The sequence below is a fragment of the Martinezella tropici genome (assembly GCF_008370325.1).
Taxonomy (GTDB): domain Bacteria; phylum Pseudomonadota; class Alphaproteobacteria; order Rhizobiales; family Rhizobiaceae; genus Rhizobium; species Rhizobium tropici_B.
In genome coordinates this window covers 397581-420089 of record NZ_VNIP01000009.1, presented here as the reverse complement: position 1 = coordinate 420089, position 22509 = coordinate 397581, and the positions used below count along the sequence as shown (strand labels likewise).

Sequence of the window (22509 nt, the reverse complement as noted above, 5' to 3'; positions counted from 1 at the left end):
GCTTGACAGCCGTAGCCGCGCCGGTGGCTGGGGCATCTCAGGCATGGCTGCTCATCCAGGTGTCGCTCGGACTGATCTCGTGCATAACACGCTTGGTCGGCGAAGCTGGGAAGGGCTCGCAAGGACATTCATGGGGTTCCTGCTGCAGCCAGCATCACAGGGCGCGCTGCCTTCATTGTATGCGGCAACGTCTGTTCACGCGGTTGGAGGTGGCTACTACGGTCCCGACAGGCTCCGTGAAACCCGTGGGCACCCACACCCCGCGCGCATTCCCGCACAAGCACTCGATCTTGTTGCCAGGCAGAGGTTATGGGAAATATCGGAACGAATGACCCGGGCAGCGTTCTGAAGATCGTCGTCGCTAACAGCGAAAGCCAAACTCTAGCGGTCTTCAATTGGTGTCTGCTTAAGGCAACAGCCGCAACGTCAGGGGTCTGGATGGAAGGACACAATAACGCCGCAGGAGAGTTTGTGGCGTTAAACTGCTAGAGGGCGTCGAGAAACGACAACAGCTTGTCGTCAGCTTTAAACCTGCGGAAGGGCTGCTCATTAAGCGGCCCCACCTTCGCTAAGGCCGCCTCCTTTATCGCAAGATGTGCATGAAGGTACGCCTGGGTGGAACGGGAGGATTCGTGGCCTAGCCATAGCGAAATCACCGTGCTGTCGACGCCGGCATCCAGCAATTCCATAGCCGCGCTGTGACGACGGCAAGGACGATAGCCGGTGGCTCTTGACCGTCGGGACGGCCTGCGCGAGATCGAGTTCTATAACTCCCGCATTCCAGCAAAACTGCAGAAAGACCCGAAGTCTCGATGAAATGATCTTGGACGTCGCGGCTGTGTGGCGTTCGAATTGGCTGGCTAGATAGTCGCGAATATCATTGTTCTGGAGGTGAGCTATGCCTGACCCGTCGATCCATGAGGCGCGCAGAAATTGCTTGCTATACCTGATGTGCGCCGAAATCGTCGGTGCAGCGTAGCCTCTGCGACGGAGCTCAATGGCAAAACGGCCTGTCAGGTCATCGATTGGGTGAACGGCCGACGGTGCTTTGTATACCACGCCTGCCTCTATGAGTTTCGCCCTTAGATGCTGGATTGAACGGCGCTCTCCGTGTCGTAACGTGGCCGCAGCACGGCATTCGATAAGGCGGTCGATATCATCGTAGAGGACCACTGTCGGCTCGCCGTTCCGGCAATCCTTCTTCCACTCGACAAAGGCTGAAATGGTCTGGATCGTTGATCGAATGCTTTTGGCACTATAGCCTTGATCCATTATCATGTTGACGACGCATCGGGCGCAGTCCTGATGAGGCCAATCGTTGATAATTTGCGGGAGAATCGTGTTCTCCACCGGCAACGTCGTCATGCTCGTCTCCGCTTAATTGTAACAGCGGAGACTGGACATTATGCGGAGCTCGCCGTGCGACTTCACCTGAAATCCCGTGCTTTAGGAAACGGGCTCGGCATAGTATCCGGCTCGGGATAAGCTTGCGATCTGCTCAAATATCGTAGCTGAGCCCCGAATTCAGCGTCGAGATGAATTGTTTCGTCCGCTCCTGCGCGGGGTTGGAAAAGACGTTGCGCGACGAACCGGTCTCGACGATGTCGCCCGCTTCCAGGAAGACCACATTGTTGGCGATCTTCGAGGCCAAGCGCAGGTCGTGCGTTGCCATGACCATAGTCGTGCCCTCATTGGCGAGCTTGCCCAGCACGTCGACCACTTCGGCCGCCAGCTCCGGATCGAGCGCCGAAGTGGGCTCGTCGCAGAGCAGCACGCGCGGCGAAGGGGCAAGTGCCCGGGCGATGGCGACGCGCTGCTGCTGGCCGCCCGAAAGCGTCGAGGGCCAGGCATCCATTTTGTGCGCCATGCCGACCTTGGTCAAAAGCTCGACGGCGCGGGCGCGGGCCTTCTCCGCCGGCCAGCGCAGCACGGTCGTCAGGCCCTCCATGACGTTCTCGATGGCAGTGCGATGCGGGAAGAGCTGGAAATTCTGGAAGACCATGCCGGTCTGGCGGCGGATTTTCTGGATATCCTGCCATGCGGCGCGCTTGTTGGGCGTAAAGGAGACGGATTCCCCGCCGATGCGGATCGTTCCGGCGGTCGGGATTTCCAGAAGGTTGATGCAGCGCAAAAGCGTGCTCTTGCCGCCTCCCGAAGGACCGACGAGCGCCGTCACCGTTCCCTCCGGGATCATCAGGCTGATATCCTTGAGGATGACGTTGTCGCCGAAGCGCTTTTCGATGTGCGACAACTCGATCATGTCCGCGCCTCCAGCGTGCCGCCATAGCGGGCAAAGCGGCGTTCGAGGGAGCCCTGCAGCGTCGACAGGACGGTACTGAGCAAGAGATAGATCAGCGCCGCCTCGACATAGAGGATCAGCGGCTCATAGGTCGTTGCCACGATGCGCTGCGCGGCCTGGAACAGCTCCGGCACGGTAATGGCGGCGGCAAGCGATGTATCCTTGACCAGCGAGATGAAGGTGTTCGACAGCGGCGGCACGGCGACGCGGGCTGCCTGCGGCAGGATGGTGCGGCTCATGGCCTGGCGCCAGTTCATGCCGATCGAATAGGCGGCTTCCCACTGGCCCTTCGGCACGGAAGAGATGACAGCGCGGATGATCTCGGACGTATAGGCGCCGACGCTGAGGGTGAAGCCGATCACGGCGGCCGGAAACGCATCGAGCAGGATGCCGAGGCTCGGCAGGCCATAGAAAATGACGAAGAGCTGCACCAGCAGTGGCGTGCCCCGGATCACCCAGACATAGAAGCGGGCGACGGCCACCAGCGGCGGCGGACCGAACAGGCGCGTGACGGCGGTGAGCAGTCCAAGCAGGAGGCCGAGGACGAAGGTAATCAAGGTGAGCGGGATGGTGAAGACGAGCCCGGCCCAAAGCAGCGTGCCCAGTGACTCCCACATCAGTTGCAACCAATGCTGCACAGAGAAGCCTTTCGATAAGAGAATGCGTCCGGAAGTGACCCCGGACGCATCTTTTTCACAGTTTTATGTCGCTGCCTATGCCCTCTTACTTCGAAACATCCTGTCCGAAGTATTTCTTGGAGATCTTGTCATAGGTGCCGTCGGCCTTGATATCGGCCAGCGCCTTGTTGATCGCATCAAGCAGTTCCGGCTCGCCCTTGCGGATGATGACGGCGGAGAAATCGGCATTGGCCTGCTGCGCGACGATCTTCACCGGCGCATCGGGCTTGTGCTTCTTGAAATCGAGGAAGGAGAGGCTGTCGTTGATGGTGGCGTCGGCGCGGCCGGTCAGCACGAGCTGGATCGACTGGTCGAAACCGTCGGTGCCGACGAGATCGGCGCCAGCCTCGGTCGCGAGCTTGCCGAAGTTGCTGGTCAGCGATTGTGCCGCCTTCTTGCCCTTGAGACCGGGGAAATCCTTGATGTCGGTGTTGCTGTCCTTGACGATCAGCACGGCCTTGGAGGCGATATAGGGCTCGGAGAAGTCATACTTCTTCTTGCGGGCTTCGGTGACGCCGACTTCGTTGATGACGGCATCGTAGCGATTGGCATCGAGACCGGCGATCAGGCCGTCCCACTTGCCTTCCAGAAACTGCGCCTTGACGCCGAGCTTGCCGGCGATCGCTTCGGCGATCTCGACGTCGAAGCCGGTCAGCTTGCCGCTTTCGTCATGAAAGGTGAAGGGCGCGTAGGTGCCTTCCGTGCCGACCTTGAATATGCCGGCCGACTGGATCGCCTTGAGGTTTTCGCCGGCATGGGCGGGGAGCAGGAATGCAGCCTGCACGAGGGCGGCGGCCGCAACAGTCTTCAACCAGTTCATCGTTTTCTTCCGTTTCTGGAGCGTTCATTTAATGTTGCATACATCGCAGAAAAATCGCAGCGCGAAAGCGTAGAAAACTGCGAAAGAATCGGGCAATTGCGAATATTTTTCTCAAGAAATTGCGATCGGGCTGCTGAGAGAGCCGTCCACTTCCGTTCTCGGCAATAATTGCTGCTCGATGGTGCAGTGCGGCATAGTGACAATTCACAATGCTGCCCTATTTGTCCCAATGTTGCTCCATTTCTCTCAATGTTGCCGTAATGCGTCATGTGATTGTTGATTGGTGCAGCAGCGTTCGCGCAGGGCGTGCGCGCCATTATGTGTCCTGGTGGTTTGCCGGGAGATAAGGGCGGCAATCAAACTGCGATTCTACTTGAAAATTTATAGTGCAAAAATTGATCTGACGCAGCCCGAAGAGGTGATGAATTGCCCATCATTGCGCGCCGCCGGTCTTGGCCGGTCATGAGGTTTGATGTCGCGATTGCGTCTCTCTTTCTAGCTTTATGTACATTCATGCCGAGCTTCGCGGCGGAAACGATCGAGCGGCCGTCGAAATGGCTCGGCCGCGTTGCTGCCAGCGATGCGGCTTTCGGCTGGCCCGGCAGCGGCTTTGCGCTGCGTTTCGAAGGCATGTCGCTTTCGGTTACCCTCGTTGATATAGGGAAAAACAGCCTTGAGGTCGAGCTGGACGGCGTTCCCCAGCGCCTTGATCTGCAAGCGGGGCAGCACCGATACCAGCTTGCCGATGCTGTGCCGCAAGGCGCCCACGAGGTTCGCGTAACGCGTCGCACCGAGGGGTGGATCGGCGATACGATATTCGTTTCCGCCGAAACCGATGGGTCGTTCCTTCCCGCGGAAGTACCGACCGCAAAGCTGGTGGCAATCGGAGACTCCATTACCGCAGGCTATGGCCTCGAGGGTGCCGGTCCCGGATGTAAATTCAGCCCCGGAACGGAAAATCAATACCTGACATATGCCGCGGTCGCGGCACGCAGCCTCGGGCTGGAACTTACGACGCTGGCCGTTTCGGGAATCGGCCTTTCGCGTGCCGGCAAGAACGCGAAAACCATGCTTGATGTCATCGACAGCGTGACGCCGTTGAGAAAGGGCGCGCCTGCTCTTCCTGACGAGCGTGTTTCCGCAGTGGTCGTCAATCTGGGGACGAATGACTTTTCGGACAACAGGAATCCCAGCGATTTCATCGACGAATACGTCAAGCTCATCTTCAGGCTCAGACATCAGTTTCCAAAGGCGTATCTGTACGCCGCACTCGGTCCGATGATGTCCCAGAAGGACTTCGACGTGGCCGAGAAAGCAATCGAGGCCGTCGTCCAGGCGAGCGCCGCGAAAGGGGAAACTCGCCTGCGATATCTGAATTTACGCGTCAAACCGAAGGATTTCGGATGCGACTGGCATCCAAGCCGCAGCACCAATGCGGCAATGGCAACCTTGTTGGAACAAGCTATCAGAGCGGATTGGGGCCCCCATGACTAACGAGCAGATGCTTCCCATTCGGCGGTCAAACTCGAAACAATTGGATTCTCTCCAGTTTCTCCGGTTCGTGGCCGCTTTTTCCGTCCTTCTCTTCCATTTCGGAAGCGGCCTTGCGATCGAATACCATCTCGATCGCAATTATTTCTTCATGGGCGCGGCCGGCGTCGACGTTTTCTTCGTTCTCAGCGGCTTCATCATCAGCTACTCCTCCAATCCGGCGCGGGGACTCGTGTATTTCGCACGCAAGCGGATTGCCAGAATCGTTCCGCTCTACTGGCTGCTGACATTCGTGGTCGTCTTGATTGCGCTTGTGAAACCCAGCCTGCTCAATTCGACGATCGTGACCGTGGAGACGATCGTCAAATCTCTTCTTTTCGTCCCCTATCAGAAAAGCGGCGGCGCCGTGCAGCCGATCCTTTTCCTGGGTTGGACGCTTTGTTACGAGGTGTTCTTCTACATAATTTATGGCGCATGCCTGATCTTTGGCGCCAGGGCAACCTGGTTCGCCTCCGCGGCCGTCCTCTTCCTGATCGCGCTGCATGAGATTTGGCCGGAGGGATCCGTCGAATGGCGTTTCTATACAAATCCCATATTGATCGAATTCGTGCTCGGCATGATGCTTCATAAAGCCTACTCGGCATACAGTGCCTTCAGGAACGGATCGAATATCGCCGCCGCTCTGCTCGTTCTTCTGGCCTGCGGGGCTCATTTTTTCATCGTGACATTCGTCGGCCCCAGCCTTTTCGCCTCAAGCCTGCTTGCCGTCCTGCTCGTCTCGAGCTTCCTGCTCATGCGGGTGCCGTCCGGGAAAGCGTGGGCTATCCTGGTTCTCCTGGGAGACGCATCCTACTCTCTTTACCTCATCCACCCCTATACGCTGCAGCTTCCGCTCAAATTGCTGGGCAAGCACCTCTCCCTACCCGTTTTGACGGGAATATTGGCGGTGGTCGCGCTGTGCACGATCGGGATCTCGGTGCTGCTTCTCAAGTTCTTCGAGCGGCCGATGCAGGCTCTTCTGATGCGGCAGCCGAAACCCATCGAACCGACCGCCGCTCCGGTGGGGTAAAATTCAACGCCGTGGTACGGGCCGGAAGGATCGCTCGCCGGCCGGTTTGCGCTTGTGTCTGCGGGAAACGCATGGATCCGACTCAAGCCGCCGCCGGCCGCCGCTTCATCCGTTCGCTGATAATGATGATGAAACCCGCGCTCAGGATCAGGATGGCGCCGATGAAGGTGTTGGCGCCGGGGATGTCGCCCCAGATCAGGTAGCCGAGCAGGAAGGCCCAGACGAGAGACGTATATTCGAATGGCGCCAGCACCGAGACGGGCGCCTGGCGCATGCCTTCGAAAAGAGCGAGCTGGCCGGCGCCGGCAATGATGCCGGTGAGCGCGAGCAGGACGATCTGGAACGGTGTCGGCGTGTGCCAGTGAGCGATCGCCATGCCGGCGGTCAGGATGATGAACAAGATATTGGAGACGGCCATCTGGATATGGCTCTTCTCATGCAGCGCTGTCTTCCGCAACAGGACCATGCCGCTCGCCCAGAGGACGGCGGCCTGCAGCGCCAGGTAGACCGGCCAGGAGATCGACAGGCCGACGGGATTGGAAGCGATGACGACGCCGCAGAAGCCGACGCCGACCGCCATCCAGCGGGCGACGGTGACCTTTTCGCGCAGCACGATGGTCGCCAGGATAGTGCCGACGATCGGTGCGGCGTAATAGAGCGTCGTCACCTCGGCGAGCTGCAGATAGGAAGCCGCCGAATAATAGGAAATCCAGGCGATCAGGATGATGATGCTGCGCAGGATCATCGGCTTGATGATCGGCGAGCGCGCCACCTTGCGGACGAGCGAGGGGCCTTCGAAGACGAAACAGCCGGCAAGGATGGTGCAGCTTCGGATGAACAGAACCTGCCAGACGGGAATGGAGGCGACGAGCAGCTTCACCGCCGAATCGTGGGCGGTGAACAGCATGTAGGCAAACACCGTAAGCAGGATGCCATAGCTGATGGAGTTTTTCACGGGGATGCACCAGAGGATGACCCGACTTGGGCCGGCTGAAGAATCTTTCAGGCTTCAAGCGATAGGAGCCTGTTTTTTCGCCGTCAATAGGCCTTCTCGCCGGTGACGTATGGTCACGAATTATTTATTCGGGGTTGTGGCGTCTTTGCCTCCGTTCTACAGCGCCGCGCGTCATATATGACGCGCAAAGGTCGCTGTAGCACTTTAAAGCTGCTGCATAATTTTATCCTTAAATCGAGCTCGATTTAAGGAATTATGCAGTAACAGATGGAGACGAAATGTGACCGTTTCGGTTGTTTTCGATCGTTGCGATTTCAATCGATTTAAATAGACTGCGGCCACTGATTTGGAGGAATTTTCATGGACGATATGACGAGATTGGAGGGTCTTGAGGCGAAAAGGAGCGGATTCTTCACAAAACCGCGCGCGGCTGTCTCGTTGATGTTCCTGCTGAACGGCTTCATGGTCGGCTGCTGGGCGCCGAAAATTCCTGAGTTCGTCGAGCGGCTGCAGCTGACGAAATTCGAGCTCGGCCTGATGATCCTCGTCTTCGGCGTCGGCTCGCTCGTCATGATGCCGCTCGCCGGCGCGCAGATCGCGGTGCGCGGCTCGCGCATCGTCGTGCGGGCCTTTGCGGTGTTGCTGCTGCCGATGATTCTGGCGCTGACGCTGGCGCCGAATGTCTGGACGGCGGCGATCGCACTCTTCCTCTTCGGCGGCTTCATCGGCGCCATGGATGTGGCCATGAACGCCAATGCCGTCTCGGTCGAAAAATCCATGCGCCGGGCGATCATGTCCTCCTGCCATGCCTTCTGGAGCCTCGGCGGCCTCTTAGGCTCGGCGATCGGCGGGCTTCTGATCTTGCGCTGGGGCATTCTCGGCCATGCCGAGGCCTCCACCGCTATCGCCGTTCTTTTCCTGGTCGTTGCATGGCCGATGGTGCTTGGCGACCAGCCGCATCCGGACGAGGCCAAGCCGAAGGCGAAGCTGCCGATGATTCCGCTTCCTTGGCTACTCGGCATGGTCGCGCTGTTCTGTATGGTGCCGGAAGGCGCCGTGCTCGACTGGAGCGCGCTTTATCTCAGCCAGGAAAAGGGCGCGTCCGTCGTGCTTTCGGGCTTCGGCTTTGCCGCTTTCTCGGCCACCATGGCGACGATGCGTTTTGCCGGCGATTTCGTCCGAGACTGGCTCGGCGCCATCAAGACGCTGCGCGTCTGCACGGTCTTTGCCATCGTCGGCATGCTGACTGCCGCACTTGCGCCCAACGCGGAGATTGCGATCCTCGGTTTTGCGCTTTGCGGCATCGGCATTTCCAACATGGTGCCGATCGCCTTTTCCGCCGCCGGCAATATTCCGGGGCTGCAGCCCGGTATCGGCATCTCGGTCGTCACGACGCTTGGCTATTCCGGCATGCTGGTCGCGCCGTCGGCCATCGGCTTTGCCGCCGAGCATGTCGGCTTCTCGCCGGTCCTGATGGCGCTGCCGGTGCTGCTGCTCGTCGTGCTGGCCTTCTCGTCGCTTGCGCGTTACGCTGACGGCATCGGTGGGGGCGAGCATTAATTTCGTCGCTTTTGCTCGCTAACGGGTAGGTCCCGTCCGATCAAAAGAGATTGCCGCAGCGGTTGACAACGACCGTTTCGTGATCCACCTGAAAGGCACCCATTTTCGAGGCCTGCGAGAGCTTTCCATGTCGTCCGCCACCGATTTCGATCCAAAACCGCGCCGTTCCTCCGTTGCCGTCGATGTCGGCGGCGTGATTGTCGGCGGCGGTGCTCCCGTCGTCGTGCAGTCCATGACCAATACCGACACGGCCGATATCGATTCGACCGTGGCGCAAGTGGCGGCTCTTTACAAAGCTGGCTCGGAACTCGTGCGCATCACCGTCGATCGCGATGAAAGCGCAGCCGCCGTGCCGAAGATCCGCGAGCGGCTGCTGCGTCTCGGCATGGACGTGCCTCTGATCGGCGATTTCCACTATATCGGCCACAAGCTGCTGGCCGACCATCCCGCCTGCGCCGAGGCGCTAGCGAAATACCGCATCAATCCCGGCAATGTCGGCTTCAAGGACAAGAAGGACAAGCAGTTCGCCGAAATCATCGAGATGGCGATCCGCTATGACAAGCCGGTGCGCATCGGCGTCAACTGGGGTTCTCTCGATCAGGATCTCCTGACCGCGCTAATGGACAAGAACGCGGCCGAAGGCTCGCCGCTCTCGGCCCGGCAGGTGACGCGCGAGACCATCGTGCAGTCGGCGCTGATCTCGGCCGATCTTGCCGAGGAAATCGGCCTGCCGCGCAACCGCATCATTCTCTCGGCCAAGGTCAGCCAGGTGCAGGATCTGATTGCCGTCTATTCCATGCTGTCGGAACGCTCCGACCATGCGCTGCATCTCGGTCTCACCGAAGCCGGCATGGGCTCCAAGGGCATTGTCGCCTCGTCCGCCGCCATGGGCTATGTGTTGCAGCACGGCATCGGCGACACGATCCGCGTTTCCCTGACGCCGGAGCCGAATGGCGATCGCACGCGCGAAGTGCAGGTGGCGCAGGAACTGCTGCAGGTCATGGGCTTCCGCCAGTTCATCCCGGTTGTCGCTGCTTGTCCCGGCTGCGGCCGAACGACGTCGACGGTCTTTCAGGAGCTGGCGCAGAACATTCAGAACGACATCCGCAAGAACATGCCGCTCTGGCGCGAGAAATATCCGGGCGTCGAGGCGCTGAACGTTGCCGTCATGGGCTGCATCGTCAACGGTCCGGGCGAAAGCAAGCATGCCGATATCGGCATTTCGTTGCCCGGCACTGGCGAAACGCCGGCCGCCCCGGTCTTCATCGATGGCCAGAAGGCCATGACGCTGCGCGGCCCGAACATCGCCTCCGATTTCGAGGCGCTGGTAACCGACTATATCGAAAAGCGATTTGGCCAAAAGACCGTCGCGGCGGAGTGATCCGCCGCTCGAGCTAAGGCCGGATTATATATTGCTCGTCAGCAGCTTGATGCCGGCGAAGCAATAGAAGCCGGCCATGGCGCCCTCGATCCAGCGGCGCGCATTGCGATAGATTTTCAGCGCATGCGGCGTCGAAAACAGGATCGCATAGCCCATGAATACCACGAAACCGGTCACGCCGCAGACCGTGATGATCAGCATCGCGACCGAGCCCGGCGCGCCCTGCGGCATGCCAAGCGCGATGATGGCGAGCCAGGCGAAGATGGCCTTCGGGTTGGTGACGTGGATGCCGTAGCCGCGCAGGACCAGCGATTTGAAGCTGGGCGTTTTCGGGCCTTCGGCGGCCGTCGGCAGTTCTCCATTCGAGCGCACGGCGCGGAATGCCTTGTAGGCGAGATAAAGCAGATAGAGGCCACCGAAGATCTTCAGAACCTCCAGCGCCATCGCATAGGTCTGCAGCAGCGTGGCGAGACCCGCCGCTGCGGCAATCGCCCAGGTCAGCGAGCCGCCGAAGATGCCGAGCGCCAGGGTCATGCCGGCCTTGCGGCCATGGGTCATCGAGGTGCCGATGATGGCCATGATGGCGGGGCCGGGACTGATGACGGCAACGATGTAAGCGATATAGGCCGGCAGGATGTGTGGCAGATAGGAAAGCATTTCGCGCATTGAGAAGTTCCCGAAGGGATTGGCGGGGCCGCGGAGAATTCCGCGGCAACAGGCCAATACGGCACGGGAATGTGTCACAGAATGCAGGGGAAATCACCCGGCGACGCCATGGATTCTTGTGATGGTGACATTCCCGAACTGAATGGATAGCGGGCGTACGTCGCTATCCCGGCTGGATGGGTTTTTTTAGCACCATGAGCCGATGCGCAGCGGAAGATAAGCCGCCAGCGATCAGGCGACACCCTACCCGGTTACGCGGAACTCAGCTCTTGCGGTTTGCGACGAAGCGGGCGGTTTCCGTCAGGACGCTTGCCTTGTCGCCATAGCCGGACAGCAGGTCGGAGGCTTCCTTCACCAGCGTTGCGAGCGTCACTTCCGCCCATTCCTGGCCGTGGAGAGCCACCAGCGTGCCCTTGCCGCGGGCGGCATCCTTGCCGGTTGCCTTGCCCATGGTGGCGGCGTCGGCCGTCAGGTCGAGCAGATCATCGGCGAGCTGGAAGGCGAGGCCGATCTTTTCACCGAATGTCCGGAGGCGTTTGCGGTCTTCGACTGGGGCGCCTGAAATAATGGCGCCGGCCTCGCAGGCAAAGCGGATCAGCGCACCCGTCTTCATCGCCTGTAGCGTGGTGATGCCGTGTTCATCCGGCGCCTCCTTCTCCGCGGCGAGATCGAGCGCCTGCCCACCGGCCATACCGCCGATGCCGGCTGCGCGCGACAGCGCCAGCACGAGCGCCATTTTCCGGTCCGCCGGCAGCGCGGTTTCCGGGGCCGCGATGACGTCGAAGGCATAGGTCAGCAGGCTGTCGCCCGCCAGGATGGCCGTTGCGTAGTCGAAGGCGATATGCACCGTCGGCTGGCCGCGGCGCAGGTCGTCGTCGTCCATAGCGGGCAGATCGTCATGGACGAGGGAATAGCAGTGCACGCATTCGAGCGCGGCGCCGACCCTGAGCGCCGCCTCAGCATCGCCGCCGAGAAGGGCTGCGGATTCCATGACGAGGAAGGGCCGCAACCGCTTGCCACCATTTAGCACGCCGTGACGCATCGCGCTCAGGAGCCGCGCAGGGCGGACGATCTCGTCATTGAGGCTGGCATCGACCAGAAGCCCGTTCAACATGGCTTCGATCTTGCCGGCATTGTCCTTGAGACGGTGCTCGAATGAGGAATGGGTGCTGTCCATGGCCGCTGTTTGGCATGAGAGGCGGTTGCTGGCAACGAGAATTGTCAACAGCCGGGTGGGGAATGGCGCCGCGCTCTGGTCATCGCTTTGCGTAGACGGTATGACGGGTGCAGCATCAGAGCGTTTCCCGGATACATTAAGGGGTGTACCGGGATGGAGCGGCCGTGGACGTCAGACATTTGGACATATCGACGGACAATGAGGGGGAGGAAGCCGAGGTGCCGCAACGCTCCTCCCTGTTGGCGCGCTTCAGAGACCGTCCGTTCTGGCAGCGCATCGTCCTCGTCCTAATCGGCCTCTTGCTGCTGCCCTATTTCTTCATCGTCGCCTATGTGCTGCCGTTCATCCACCCCGTTTCCACTCTGATGATAGGCGATGCCGTCACTCTTCAGGGATATGACCGTCGCTGGGTGCCGCTGGACAAAATCGCGCCGGTGCTGGTGAAATCCGTCATGGTCTCCGAGGACGGACAATTCTGTTATCACGGTGGTGTCGATTGGGGCGAGATGCGGGTGCTGGTCCAGGAAACGCTGCGCGGCAAGTCCACGCGCGGCGGCAGCACGATCCCGATGCAGACGGTGAAGAACCTGTTTTTATGGAACAGCCGTTCCTTCGTCCGCAAGACGCTGGAATTGCCTTTGGCGGTCTCCGCCTCCGCCGTGTGGTCGAAGCGCCGGATGATCGAAATCTATCTGAATGTCGCCGAATGGGGGCCGGGCATCTACGGCATCGAAGCCGCGGCGCGCTACCATTTTAAGGTGCCGGCCTCCAAGCTCACGGCGCGTCAGGCGGCCCTTCTCGCCGTCTCGCTTCCCAATCCGATCGATCGGGTGGCGAGTAAGCCGGGGCGGGGGCTTGGCCAGCTTGCCTCGCTGATCCAGCGCCGCGCGAGGAATGCCGACGCATATATCAAATGCCTTTATGAATGAGATCAGAACTTGTCGTTCGATCGGCTTGTCGTCATCTGGCATTCTTGGCCGTGACATATGGCGGATGACCTGCCGATGACGATCGGACCGCCGGCCTCCCGCGCGTTCGAGGACATGAACCATTTCGAGGAACTCTTCCCCTTCGAGTTCCGACGCTAAAAAGGGAACTAGATCGTGAGCAAGCTGACCCTCTATATCGGCAACAAGAATTATTCCTCCTGGTCGTTCCGGCCGTGGATCGCGCTCGAAGGCTGCGGCATAGCTTTCGAAGAGGTGCTGATCCCCTTCGATTTTCCGGCGGGCAATCCAAACATTCGCGAGGTTTCGCCGACGGGCAGGGTGCCGATGCTGGTGCATGACGGCTTCAAGGTGTGGGAATCGCTTGCCATCATCGAATATGTGGCCGAGCTTTTCCCCGATGCCGGTCTTCTGCCCAGGGATCGGCAGGATCGCGCGCTGGCGCGATCCTATAGCATGGAGATGCTTTCGGGCTTCGGCGCCTTGCGCAATGCCTGCCCGATGCACATGCGTCGCCCCGTGAGCTCCCTCAACCTGCCGGAGGGGGTGATGGAAGACGTGGCGCGCATCGAAGCCATCTGGCGCGAGGCGCGTTCCCGCTCCGGCGGTCCCTTCCTGTTCGGGGCATTCTCCGGAGCCGATGCCATGTTCGCTCCGGTCGTCAGCCGCCTGGAACGGTATGATATTGCCGTCTCCGCCGATTCGAAGGACTACATGGCCGTCATGAAAGCCCTGCCTGCCTGGAAGAAATGGGAGGAAGCCGCGCTGAGGGAAACGTGGACGGTGCCGGAGGGCGAGGCCTGACCGCCTAATTCGGCGTCGATATGTCCGAATCAAGCGCGCCGGGAAAAAATGATACTAGGGACTGGTCAAAGCCCGGTAAGCCATGTATAAGCCGGCCCAATTTCCGAAATTGATGCATGTCTGTTTCGGCCGCCTTGCTGGCCGCGGATATGTTTAGTCCGTACATGGAGTAACGAGAATGGCTGTACCGAAGAGAAAAACGAGCCCGTCCAAGCGCGGTATGCGCCGCTCTGCTGACGCCCTGAAGGCTTCGACCTACGTCGAAGACAAGAACTCCGGCGAACTGCGTCGCCCGCATCACATCGACCTGAAGACCGGCATGTATCGCGGTCGCCAGGTTCTGACGCCGAAGGAAAGCGCATAATTTCAGCGCTGCCTTGGTGGCATGAATTAAAGGCTGGCGTTTCGCCGGCCTTTTTTCGTTGTGATCGGGGGGATGTGTGTGTTGGGTGAGTGAAAAGCCGACCGCTCGTCTGCCCGGACCTCTGATACCCCCTTGTGGGGGAGATGTCACGTCAGTGACAGAGGGGGGTAAATACTCTCGGCAAACTCATGGGCGCTTTCGTCCGCCGTCTTACCTCATAAGCTATCCAGCTTGCTCTGCATGGCGCGGAGCTGTTCCTTCAGCTCGTCGATATCCTTGGCTTCGGCCTTGCGGCTCTCCTTGGCCGGCGGCTTCATGAAGGGCGAGAACATCTGCATGGCCTGCTGGAACATTTCGGTGTTGCGGCGAACCTGCTCCTCGACCATCTGGATCGGCAGCTGAAGATTCTTGCCGAGCGGCGTTTCGCCGAAGGCGCGATTGATCTGCTCGCGCATCTGCGTCTGCTGCTCGGTGAAGGCGCGCATGGAATGCTCGAGGAAGCTCGGCACGACCATCTGCATCTGGTCGCCGTAATAGCCGATAAGCTGCCGTAGGAAGGAAATCGGCAACAGTGTGTTGCCGGTCTTTGATTCCTGCTCGAAAATGATTTGCGTCAGGACAGAATGCGTAATGTCTTCACCGCTCTTGGCATCCTGGACAGTGAATTCTTCGCCCTTTTTCACCATCTCCGCCAGGTCGTCCAGCGTCACATAGGTGCTGGTGCCGGTATTGTATAGGCGGCGATTCGCATATTTCTTGATTACGATCTGGCCCTCATTCTTTGCCATTATCAGTCTCCTGGCCCCGTCTGATTGTATGGAATACTCCTCCACCGCTGAGTGTAGACGCAAAAGAAGCTCGGTGACAATCGCTTTGTGCGATGCGGCAAGCCCAATCCTTTGATTGGATTTCTCACGGGCAATGACGGCTTCGTGAAATCTGTACGCGGGAAATTCTTGCAATTTGACTCCGGCGCAAAGCTTTGACAGTTTCGCCTCATATACGTTCATTTCCCGAGGAGGCTTCCATGAGCAGTTCATCCATCGTCGTCGCCAGCGCGGCCCGCACCGCCGTTGGCTCGTTCAACGGCGCTTTTGCGACCGTTCCGGCTCATGAGCTTGGCGCCACCGCCATCAAGGGTGCGCTGGAGCGCGCCGGCGTCGATGCCAAGGAAGTCGACGAAGTGATCCTCGGCCAGGTGCTCCAGGCTGGCGAAGGGCAGAACCCGGCCCGTCAGGCCGCGATGAAGGCCGGCATTCCGCAGGAAGCGACCGCCTGGGGCGTCAACCAGCTTTGCGGCTCCGGCCTGCGCGCCGTGGCGCTCGGCCTGCAGCAGATCGCAACCGGCGATGCGAAGATCATCGTCGCCGGCGGCCAGGAATCCATGTCGATGGCGCCGCATGCGGCAAACCTTCGCTCCGGCACCAAGATGGGCGACATGAAGATGATCGACACCATGATCAAGGATGGCCTGATGGATGCCTTCTACGGCTATCACATGGGCATCACGGCCGAAAACATCGCGCGGCAATGGCAGCTTTCGCGCGAGGAACAGGATCAGTTCGCCGTTGCCTCGCAGAACAAGGCGGAAGCCGCGCAGAAGGCCGGCCGGTTCACCAACGAGATCGTTCCCTTCACCATCCAGACGCGCAAGGGCGACGTCACGGTCGATGCCGACGAATATATCCGCCATGGCGCGACGCTGGACGGCATGGCGAAGCTGCGCCCGGCCTTCGACAAGGAAGGCACGGTCACGGCCGGCAATGCTTCCGGCCTCAATGACGGCGCGGCTGCCGCCGTGCTGATGACCGAGGCGGAAGCCTCGCGCCGCGGCATTCAGCCGCTTGCCCGCATCGTTTCCTGGGCAACAGCCGGCGTCGATCCGCAGATCATGGGCACAGGGCCGATCCCGGCCTCGCGCAAGGCACTGGAAAAGGCCGGATGGTCCGTCGCCGATCTCGATCTCGTCGAAGCCAACGAAGCTTTTGCCGCCCAGGCTTGCGCCGTCAACAAGGATCTCGGCTGGGATACCTCGATCGTCAACGTCAACGGCGGCGCGATCGCCATCGGCCACCCCATCGGCGCCTCCGGCGCCCGCGTCCTCAATACGCTGCTGTTCGAAATGAAGCGCCGCGGCGCCCGCAAGGGGCTCGCCACGCTGTGCATCGGTGGCGGCATGGGCGTCGCCATGTGCTTCGAGGCGCTCTAGAATCAAAGAAGTAGAGCATGATGTTGTCCGAAAACCGCTCACACTTTTCGGCATCATGCTCCAGGGCGTCTTGAAAGGAATTTTCCAGAAAAAGTGGTGAAAGCGAGCGGGCGACCCGACCTTCGGGCGTTACGCCTCCGCAGCAAAAAAGGGGAGTGGCACATGAGCAGAGTGGCATTGGTAACCGGGGGCACGCGCGGCATCGGCGCGGCTATTTCGATGGCACTGCACAATGCGGGTTACAAGGTGGCGGCGACCTATGCCGGCAACGACGAGAAGGCCCGCGCTTTCCACGATGTGACCGGTATCGCCGTTCATAAATGGGATGTCACCGATTACGAAGCCTGCGGCAAAGGCATAGCCAAGGTCGAGCACGATCTCGGCCATGTCGATGTCCTGGTCAACAATGCCGGCATTACCCGCGACGCCATGTTCCACAAGATGACGCCGCAACAGTGGCACGAGGTCGTCAATACCAACCTCACCGGCCTGTTCAATATGACGCACCAGGTCTGGCAGGGCATGCGCGACCGCAGCTTCGGCCGCGTGATCAATATCTCTTCGATCAATGGTCAGAAGGGGCAGATGGGGCAGGCGAATTACTCCGCCGCCAAGGCCGGCGATCTCGGCTTCACCAAGGCGCTTGCCCAGGAGGGCGCCGCCAAGAACATCACGGTCAACGCCATTTGCCCGGGCTATATCGGCACGGAAATGGTGCTGGCGGTGCCGGAAAAGGTGTTGAACGAGCGCATCATTCCGCAGATCCCGGTGGGGCGCCTGGGCGAGCCCGAGGAAATTGCCCGCATCGCGGTTTTCCTTGCCAGCGATGATGCCGGTTTCATTACGGGATCGACGATAACAGCCAATGGCGGCCAGTTTTTCGTCTAAAGGGATTCCAGAGCGGCTCAGCTTTTCACGGAAGTTCTGAACCGCTCCTGGCCTGAATTTGCCTGCTGTCGCTGTCGTGGCTTGAATTCCAGGATCACGGCTTCCAACGCCACCTGCCGTTTTTTCTCTTTGTCCCGCGCTCTTGCCGCGCTTCCAAGCGCGTAAAAAGTGGTGCCGATGAGCGCGAGTGCTGCAATGCTTGCGATGATTGCGGCCATGGTGCCGTTCCTTTCTCAAAACACTGCTCCCTTCCCGCGACCGATCGCGCGGGAAGAGGATTCTCTCAGAAACTCAGGCTTCAGGAGCCTGCCTCGAGGGCCGGATGTTCGCGACCGAGCCGCCGAAGCGGCCGGTCACAAGCGTTCAAGCCTTAGCGGCAACGAGCCTCGTAGCGATTGCCGTAGCGGTCGCGATAGATGCAATAGCCGCGGCGCTCATGGGAGCGTCCGATAAGATTGCCGACCACGCCGCCGGCAACAGCGCCGACTGCCGCGCCGCCCCAGCTATGGGTGGCCACGCCGCCGATCAGGGCGCCGGTGCCGGCACCGATGGCAGTCCCTTTTTCCGTTGCCGTGCACGACGCTAAAGCGCCGACAAGGGCGATCGCGACGATGATCTTCTTCATGGTGTTAGCTCCCTGGTGTTGTGAAGTTTGAACATTGACCCGCGGATCAGATCCGCCCCATCAATAATAAAATGAGGACAATGACAAGAACAAGCCCGAGACCGCCCGATGGACCGTACCCCCATGCCCGGCTGTAACCCCAGCTGGGCAGTGCGCCGATCAGCAGCAGAATCAGTATGACAAGCAATACGGTACCAAGCATGATGTGTCTCCTCCATGTCCATCGCTTGAATAGCGCCGGCAATCTCGCTCAATCCGGCACTACGCTCCAGCGGCTCCAGCTCGAATCGGTTTCCTAGTGGGCGGAGTTCCTCAATTCTGCAGATAGAAACTTGCGTCGCCGAAAATTGTTCCGGCTAAGAAATAAAAATGCCGGGATGCCGGCTACGGCGCATTCAGCCAGATGTTAACGCGACGGCGCGATGCGGGCATGGAAGGGAGAGGTCGCGACTTGCTCCTATGGTTAAAATACCGTTACAATACAATATGTTGCGGTGAACGAAACGAGAAAAGAAGCATGTCCGTGATTCGTCGGCGATTCGTTCTGCCTTTGGGCTTTGGTTAACGTTGGGGCCTTTCTATAGGTTGCCGACATGCAGTGGGAGCGAAGTTGAGTGGAAGGCAGATGTGCGGAGGAAGGCGCCTTCATGCGCCATTCGGTTCGCGTGGGATTGGCCTGCGAAGAGGTTCTGCCCTTGCCGCTTCCCATATTCCGATGCTGTCCTGGCGAAATACAAATATGTAGCCATGAAATCCCATTTGCGCCGGCCCCGGCCGATGTGCCGATAATCACATCTTTTGCGTGTGTTTACTGAATTATTATATTTGCGCTCGCTAAAAGATTGATCGCAATTCCTGATTCGGCCGGAATTTCGGGTTCAACCATTCAGAGTCCTGTATGTCTTGAATGCGGAAACGCTAGATATCGTATGGAACAAAAGCGGAATCGTGCGGAATTAGTGATTCGTCGCCGATTCGTTCCGGCTTTGACCCAGATCTTAACGAAAAAGATGCTGCTCAAAAAAATTGCATGATTTACAAATAATTAACCATAAAAAGTGTCGATTTTCGCCGGCTTCGGATTCACCACTCGACTCCTTTTCTCGTGGAAAAGACGCGGAAATGAGATTCAGCATTTGGTGTGAATCTTTTCATAGAAATCCATATGTTGTAGTGAACAAAAAAAGAACGACAGCGAGTAAGCGATTCGTCGCCGATTCGTTCTCAAGCTGTTCCCCAATCGTCGGGACTCGCATGAGGTGCAGGATTAATGTAGCTTACGGTTGAGGCCACCAATAATGAAATCGATTGTTGCCGTGGCTGTTTTTTTATTCAGGCCTTGCGTTTGTCGCATATGGTCGTCATCTCTTCGTTTCCTCCTTGGGGAACTTGCTGATCGAAAGACGGTGGTTTCTCGCCCATGCACGGACCAATGACACAGACTTCGCAGCCCATGATCCTGAGCGGACGCGGCGTGACCGCGGTGCTCGGACCGACCAATACCGGCAAGACCCATTATGCCATCGAACGCATGGTGGCGCACGGCAGTGGCGTGATCGGCCTGCCGCTGCGGCTGCTGGCGCGCGAGGTCTATACGCGCGTCGTCGAAAAGGTCGGGGCCCAGCATGTCGCGCTTGTCACGGGCGAGGAAAAAATATCGCCGCCCAATGCCCGCTTTTCCGTTTGCACCGTCGAAGCCATGCCGCGCGAGACGCGCGCCTCCTTCGTCGCCATCGATGAGGTCCAGCTTGCCGGCGATCTCGAGCGCGGCCATATCTTCACGGACCGCATCCTGCATCTGCGCGGTCGCGATGAGACGCTGTTATTGGGTGCCGGCACGATGCGGCCCATCCTCGAACAGCTTTTGCCCGGGATCACCGTCCTGGAGCGGCCGCGGCTGTCACACCTTTTCTATGCCGGACAGAAGAAGATCACGCGCTTGCCGCAGCGCACCGCGATCGTGGCTTTTTCCGCCGATGAGGTCTATGCGATCGCTGAGCTCATCCGCCGCCAGCGTGGCGGTGCTGCCGTCGTGCTTGGGGCGCTCAGCCCGCGTACCCGCAATGCGCAGGTAGCTCTCTACCAGGCCGGCGATGTCGAATATCTGGTCGCGACCGATGCGATCGGCATGGGCCTCAATCTCGATGTCGACCATGTCGCCTTCGCCCAGGACCGCAAGTTCGACGGTTATCAGTTCCGCAACCTCAATCCCGCCGAGCTCGGCCAGATCGCCGGCCGAGCCGGCCGCCACCTGAAGGACGGCACCTTCGGGGTGACTGGACAGGTCGATCCTTTCGACGACGAGCTGGTGCGCCGGATCGAGGGACACGAATTCGACATGGTCAAGGTGCTGCAGTGGCGCAGCAAGACTTTGAATTTTTCCTCGATCGCGGCGCTGCGCGCCAGTTTGGAAGACGCGCCGCGCGTGCAGGGGTTGACGCGGGCGCTGCCTGCGGTAGACCAGCAGGCGTTGGAATATTTGTCACGCGATCTGGAGATAGTCGATCTAGCCAGCAACCCGGCTCGGGTTGAGAAATTATGGGAGGCCTGCGCGCTTCCCGACTATCGGCGCATTACGCCTGCCCAGCACGCCGATCTCATTGCCGCCCTCTTTTCCGACCTGGTGCGCTATGGCACGGTGAAAGAGGACTTTCTGGCCGAACAGGTGCATCGCGCCGATCGGACGGATGGCGAGATCGACACGCTTTCGGCGCGAATCGCGCAGATAAGGACTTGGACCTATGTGTCGAACCGGCCCGGCTGGCTTGCCGATCCGACACACTGGCAAGAAAAGACGCGGGAAATCGAAGATCGATTGTCCGACGCGTTACATGAGAGGTTGACGAAACGCTTTGTTGATCGCAGGACATCTGTGCTCATGAAGCGCCTGAGAGAGAATGCGATGCTGGAAGCTGAAATCAGTGTGAATGGGGATGTCTTCGTCGAAGGGCATCATGTGGGACAGTTGACCGGTTTCCGGTTCACGCCTGTTGCGGGCACCGAGGGGCCGGATGCGAAGGCCGTCCAGACAGCCTCCCAGAAGGCGCTGTCGCTGGAATTCGAGGCGCGCGCCGCGCGTCTGCATGCGGCTGGCAACAGCGATCTTGCGATCAGCGCCGATGGCCTCGTGCGCTGGGTCGGCGATCCCGTGGCGCGCCTGTCGGGGAGCGATCATGTCATGCGTCCGCGCGTCATCCTGCTTGCCGACGAGCAGCTGGCGGGCAATGCGCGCGATCATGTCGCCTCGCGCATCGAGCGCTTCGTGAACCATCACATCAGCACGATCCTGAAGCCGCTCGACGATCTCCAGCGCGCCGAGGATCTGCAGGGCCTTGCCAAGGGGCTGGCTTTCCAGCTGGTGGAGAATCTCGGCGTTCTGTTCCGCCGCGACGTTACCGAAGAGGTGAAGTCGCTGGATCAGGATGCGCGCGCCTCCATGCGCCGCTACGGCGTCCGCTTCGGCGCTTATCATATTTTCGTGCCCGCATTGCTGAAGCCGGCTCCCGCCGAACTCATCACGCTGCTCTGGGCCCTGAGGAACGACGGCCTGGATAAGCCGGGCTATGGCGATCTGATCCCCGTTCTTGCCGCCGGCCGCACCTCGGTCGTCACCGATCCGGGCTATGAGCGCATGTTCTACAAGCTTGCGGGCTTCCGTTTCCTCGGAAAGCGCGCGGTCCGCATCGATATTCTCGAGCGCCTGGCGGATCTCATCCGTCCGCTCTTGCAATGGAAGCCCGGCCAGGCTTCGCGCCCGGAAGGCGCCTATGACGGCCGCCGCTTCACCACGACGACTGCCATGCTCTCCATCCTCGGCGCGACGCTCGAGGACATGGAGGAAATCCTTAAGGGTCTTGGCTATCGCGCCGATTCGGTGAAGGCCGAGGAGGCCACGGCCTTCCTTGCCCAGCAGGATGTGGCTGCGACACCAGCAGCTCCGGCTGCGGAAGCCACGGCCGAGAAGGCCGATCATGACGACGCCGATACTGCGGGCGACGAGCCGGCTAAGGAAACGGAAGCCGTCGCGCAAGAAGCAGCTCCCGCCGCCGACGCCTCGGCTGAACCGGTAGCGGTGGCGGCGGGAGCTGCCGAGACTGTCGACGCTGAAGCCGTTGCCGCGGAACCTGCCGAGCCGAAGCCAGTTCTGCTCTGGCGCCTGGGCGGCCGCAGCGACAATCAGCAGCGCCAGGGTGGCCGTGGTCATGGTGACCGTCGCGGCCAGCAGGGCGAGGGTCGTGGTCAGCAGGGCAATCGCCGTGGTGGTGGCGAGCAGCAGGCAAACGGTGGCGAAGGCAATCGCGAGGGACGCGACCGCCGCGATGGCCGTGACAACCGCAGCGGTGACAAGGGGCCGCGCAGCAACCGCGAGGGCGGCCGTCCGCAGCATCAGGGCAACCGTGGTGAGCGGGGTGACCGTCAGGAGCGTGGCGAACGCAACGACCGGAACGATCGCAACAATCGCGGTGCATCGCAGCCATTACGCTTCGAGGCCAAGCCGCCGCGCAAGGAAAAGCCGATCGATCCCGATTCTCCCTTCGCCAAGCTTGCTGCTCTCAAGGAGCAGATGAAGAAATAGC

22 protein-coding genes are annotated in these 22509 nt (G+C 60.0%); 10 read left to right on the top strand and 12 right to left on the bottom strand.

Going from position 1 to position 22509, the window contains the following annotated elements; all coding sequences use genetic code 11:
* Positions 1–485: 485 nt before the first annotated feature.
* From FP026_RS18830 to FP026_RS30280, 5 genes are all read right to left on the bottom strand, one after another.
* Positions 486–689, bottom strand: a complete 204-nt coding sequence (locus FP026_RS18830) for a hypothetical protein (RefSeq protein WP_246665381.1) — start codon at positions 687–689, stop codon at positions 486–488.
* Positions 690–1498: 809 nt separating this feature from the next.
* The gene (locus FP026_RS18825; RefSeq protein WP_149636137.1) at positions 1499–2260 is read right to left on the bottom strand and encodes an amino acid ABC transporter ATP-binding protein; all 762 of its coding nucleotides are present in this window, start codon (positions 2258–2260) and stop codon (positions 1499–1501) included.
* A complete protein-coding gene (locus tag FP026_RS18820; RefSeq protein WP_149636136.1) occupies positions 2257–2937 on the bottom strand; it encodes an amino acid ABC transporter permease in 681 nt (226 codons plus the stop codon). Before FP026_RS18820 ends, FP026_RS18825 begins: the two co-directional genes overlap by 4 nt.
* A gap of 85 nt (positions 2938–3022) precedes the next feature.
* The gene (locus tag FP026_RS18815) at positions 3023–3796 is read right to left on the bottom strand and encodes an amino acid ABC transporter substrate-binding protein (RefSeq protein ID WP_149636135.1); all 774 of its coding nucleotides are present in this window, start codon (positions 3794–3796) and stop codon (positions 3023–3025) included.
* Between the two features lie 356 nt (positions 3797–4152).
* Positions 4153–4428, bottom strand: coding sequence for a hypothetical protein (locus FP026_RS30280; RefSeq protein ID WP_188112627.1), 276 nt, complete (start codon positions 4426–4428; stop codon positions 4153–4155).
* Between FP026_RS30280 and FP026_RS18810 the strand changes: the two genes are divergently transcribed.
* Both FP026_RS18810 and FP026_RS18805 read left to right on the top strand, forming a co-directional pair.
* Positions 4310–5290 (top strand): SGNH/GDSL hydrolase family protein, encoded by a 981-nt coding sequence (locus tag FP026_RS18810; protein WP_188112623.1) that lies wholly within the window; start codon positions 4310–4312, stop codon positions 5288–5290. The genes FP026_RS30280 and FP026_RS18810 overlap by 119 nt on opposite strands.
* Positions 5229–6356 carry an acyltransferase family protein gene (locus tag FP026_RS18805; RefSeq protein WP_149636133.1) on the top strand — a complete coding sequence of 376 codons (1128 nt, stop codon included), beginning with the start codon at positions 5229–5231 and terminating at the stop codon, positions 6354–6356. The genes FP026_RS18810 and FP026_RS18805 overlap by 62 nt, the downstream gene beginning before the upstream one ends.
* 82 nt (positions 6357–6438) lie before the next feature.
* On the opposite strand, the gene FP026_RS18800 is transcribed toward FP026_RS18805, so the two are convergent.
* On the bottom strand, positions 6439–7311 hold the full coding sequence (locus FP026_RS18800) for a DMT family transporter (RefSeq protein ID WP_149636132.1): 873 nt from the start codon (positions 7309–7311) through the stop codon (positions 6439–6441).
* Between the two features lie 360 nt (positions 7312–7671).
* Between FP026_RS18800 and FP026_RS18795 the strand changes: the two genes are divergently transcribed.
* Together FP026_RS18795 and ispG are read left to right on the top strand one after the other, a co-directional pair.
* Entirely contained in the window at positions 7672–8871 is a 1200-nt protein-coding gene (locus FP026_RS18795; protein WP_149636131.1) for an MFS transporter, read from the top strand.
* A 127-nt stretch (positions 8872–8998) separates the two neighbouring features.
* Positions 8999–10252 carry a flavodoxin-dependent (E)-4-hydroxy-3-methylbut-2-enyl-diphosphate synthase gene (ispG, locus tag FP026_RS18790; RefSeq protein WP_149636130.1) on the top strand — a complete coding sequence of 418 codons (1254 nt, stop codon included), beginning with the start codon at positions 8999–9001 and terminating at the stop codon, positions 10250–10252.
* Between the two features lie 24 nt (positions 10253–10276).
* Here ispG and FP026_RS18785 read toward each other — a convergent pair whose 3' ends face one another.
* Both FP026_RS18785 and FP026_RS18780 read right to left on the bottom strand, forming a co-directional pair.
* The gene (locus FP026_RS18785) at positions 10277–10918 is read right to left on the bottom strand and encodes a LysE family translocator (protein ID WP_149636129.1); all 642 of its coding nucleotides are present in this window, start codon (positions 10916–10918) and stop codon (positions 10277–10279) included.
* A gap of 262 nt (positions 10919–11180) precedes the next feature.
* Positions 11181–12095 carry a polyprenyl synthetase family protein gene (locus FP026_RS18780; RefSeq protein ID WP_149636128.1) on the bottom strand — a complete coding sequence of 305 codons (915 nt, stop codon included), beginning with the start codon at positions 12093–12095 and terminating at the stop codon, positions 11181–11183.
* Between the two features lie 179 nt (positions 12096–12274).
* Here FP026_RS18780 and mtgA point away from each other — a divergent pair, with 179 nt between their 5' ends.
* The 3 genes from mtgA (at position 12275) to rpmF (ending at position 14210) form a co-directional block, all read left to right on the top strand.
* Entirely contained in the window at positions 12275–13024 is a 750-nt protein-coding gene (gene mtgA / locus FP026_RS18775; protein ID WP_432444133.1) for a monofunctional biosynthetic peptidoglycan transglycosylase, read from the top strand.
* A 174-nt stretch (positions 13025–13198) separates the two neighbouring features.
* Complete coding sequence (locus FP026_RS18770; protein ID WP_149636127.1) at positions 13199–13846, top strand: glutathione S-transferase family protein; 648 nt, start codon at positions 13199–13201, stop codon at positions 13844–13846.
* 178 nt (positions 13847–14024) lie between these two features.
* Positions 14025–14210 carry a 50S ribosomal protein L32 gene (gene rpmF / locus FP026_RS18765; protein ID WP_006724402.1) on the top strand — a complete coding sequence of 62 codons (186 nt, stop codon included), beginning with the start codon at positions 14025–14027 and terminating at the stop codon, positions 14208–14210.
* 215 nt (positions 14211–14425) lie between these two features.
* Here the strand turns inward: rpmF and phaR are convergent, their stop codons facing one another.
* Positions 14426–14998 carry a polyhydroxyalkanoate synthesis repressor PhaR gene (gene phaR, locus FP026_RS18760; RefSeq protein WP_149636126.1) on the bottom strand — a complete coding sequence of 191 codons (573 nt, stop codon included), beginning with the start codon at positions 14996–14998 and terminating at the stop codon, positions 14426–14428.
* 239 nt (positions 14999–15237) lie between these two features.
* On the opposite strand from phaR, the gene FP026_RS18755 reads away from it, so the two are divergent.
* Together FP026_RS18755 and phbB are read left to right on the top strand one after the other, a co-directional pair.
* Positions 15238–16419 carry an acetyl-CoA C-acetyltransferase gene (locus FP026_RS18755; protein ID WP_149636125.1) on the top strand — a complete coding sequence of 394 codons (1182 nt, stop codon included), beginning with the start codon at positions 15238–15240 and terminating at the stop codon, positions 16417–16419.
* A 162-nt stretch (positions 16420–16581) separates the two neighbouring features.
* Positions 16582–17307 (top strand): acetoacetyl-CoA reductase, encoded by a 726-nt coding sequence (gene phbB, locus FP026_RS18750; protein ID WP_149636124.1) that lies wholly within the window; start codon positions 16582–16584, stop codon positions 17305–17307.
* Between the two features lie 17 nt (positions 17308–17324).
* Here phbB and FP026_RS18745 read toward each other — a convergent pair whose 3' ends face one another.
* From FP026_RS18745 to FP026_RS18735, 3 genes are all read right to left on the bottom strand, one after another.
* Positions 17325–17525: a hypothetical protein gene (locus tag FP026_RS18745; RefSeq protein WP_149636123.1), complete on the bottom strand. Its 201-nt coding sequence runs from the start codon at positions 17523–17525 to the stop codon at positions 17325–17327.
* 152 nt (positions 17526–17677) lie between these two features.
* Positions 17678–17932: a YMGG-like glycine zipper-containing protein gene (locus FP026_RS18740; RefSeq protein WP_149636122.1), complete on the bottom strand. Its 255-nt coding sequence runs from the start codon at positions 17930–17932 to the stop codon at positions 17678–17680.
* 46 nt (positions 17933–17978) lie between these two features.
* Positions 17979–18134: a DUF3309 family protein gene (locus tag FP026_RS18735; RefSeq protein WP_075853478.1), complete on the bottom strand. Its 156-nt coding sequence runs from the start codon at positions 18132–18134 to the stop codon at positions 17979–17981.
* Positions 18135–19364: 1230 nt separating this feature from the next.
* On the opposite strand from FP026_RS18735, the gene FP026_RS18730 reads away from it, so the two are divergent.
* Positions 19365–22508 (top strand): helicase-related protein, encoded by a 3144-nt coding sequence (locus tag FP026_RS18730; RefSeq protein ID WP_149636121.1) that lies wholly within the window; start codon positions 19365–19367, stop codon positions 22506–22508.
* The last annotated feature ends 1 nt before the right edge of the window (position 22509 follow it).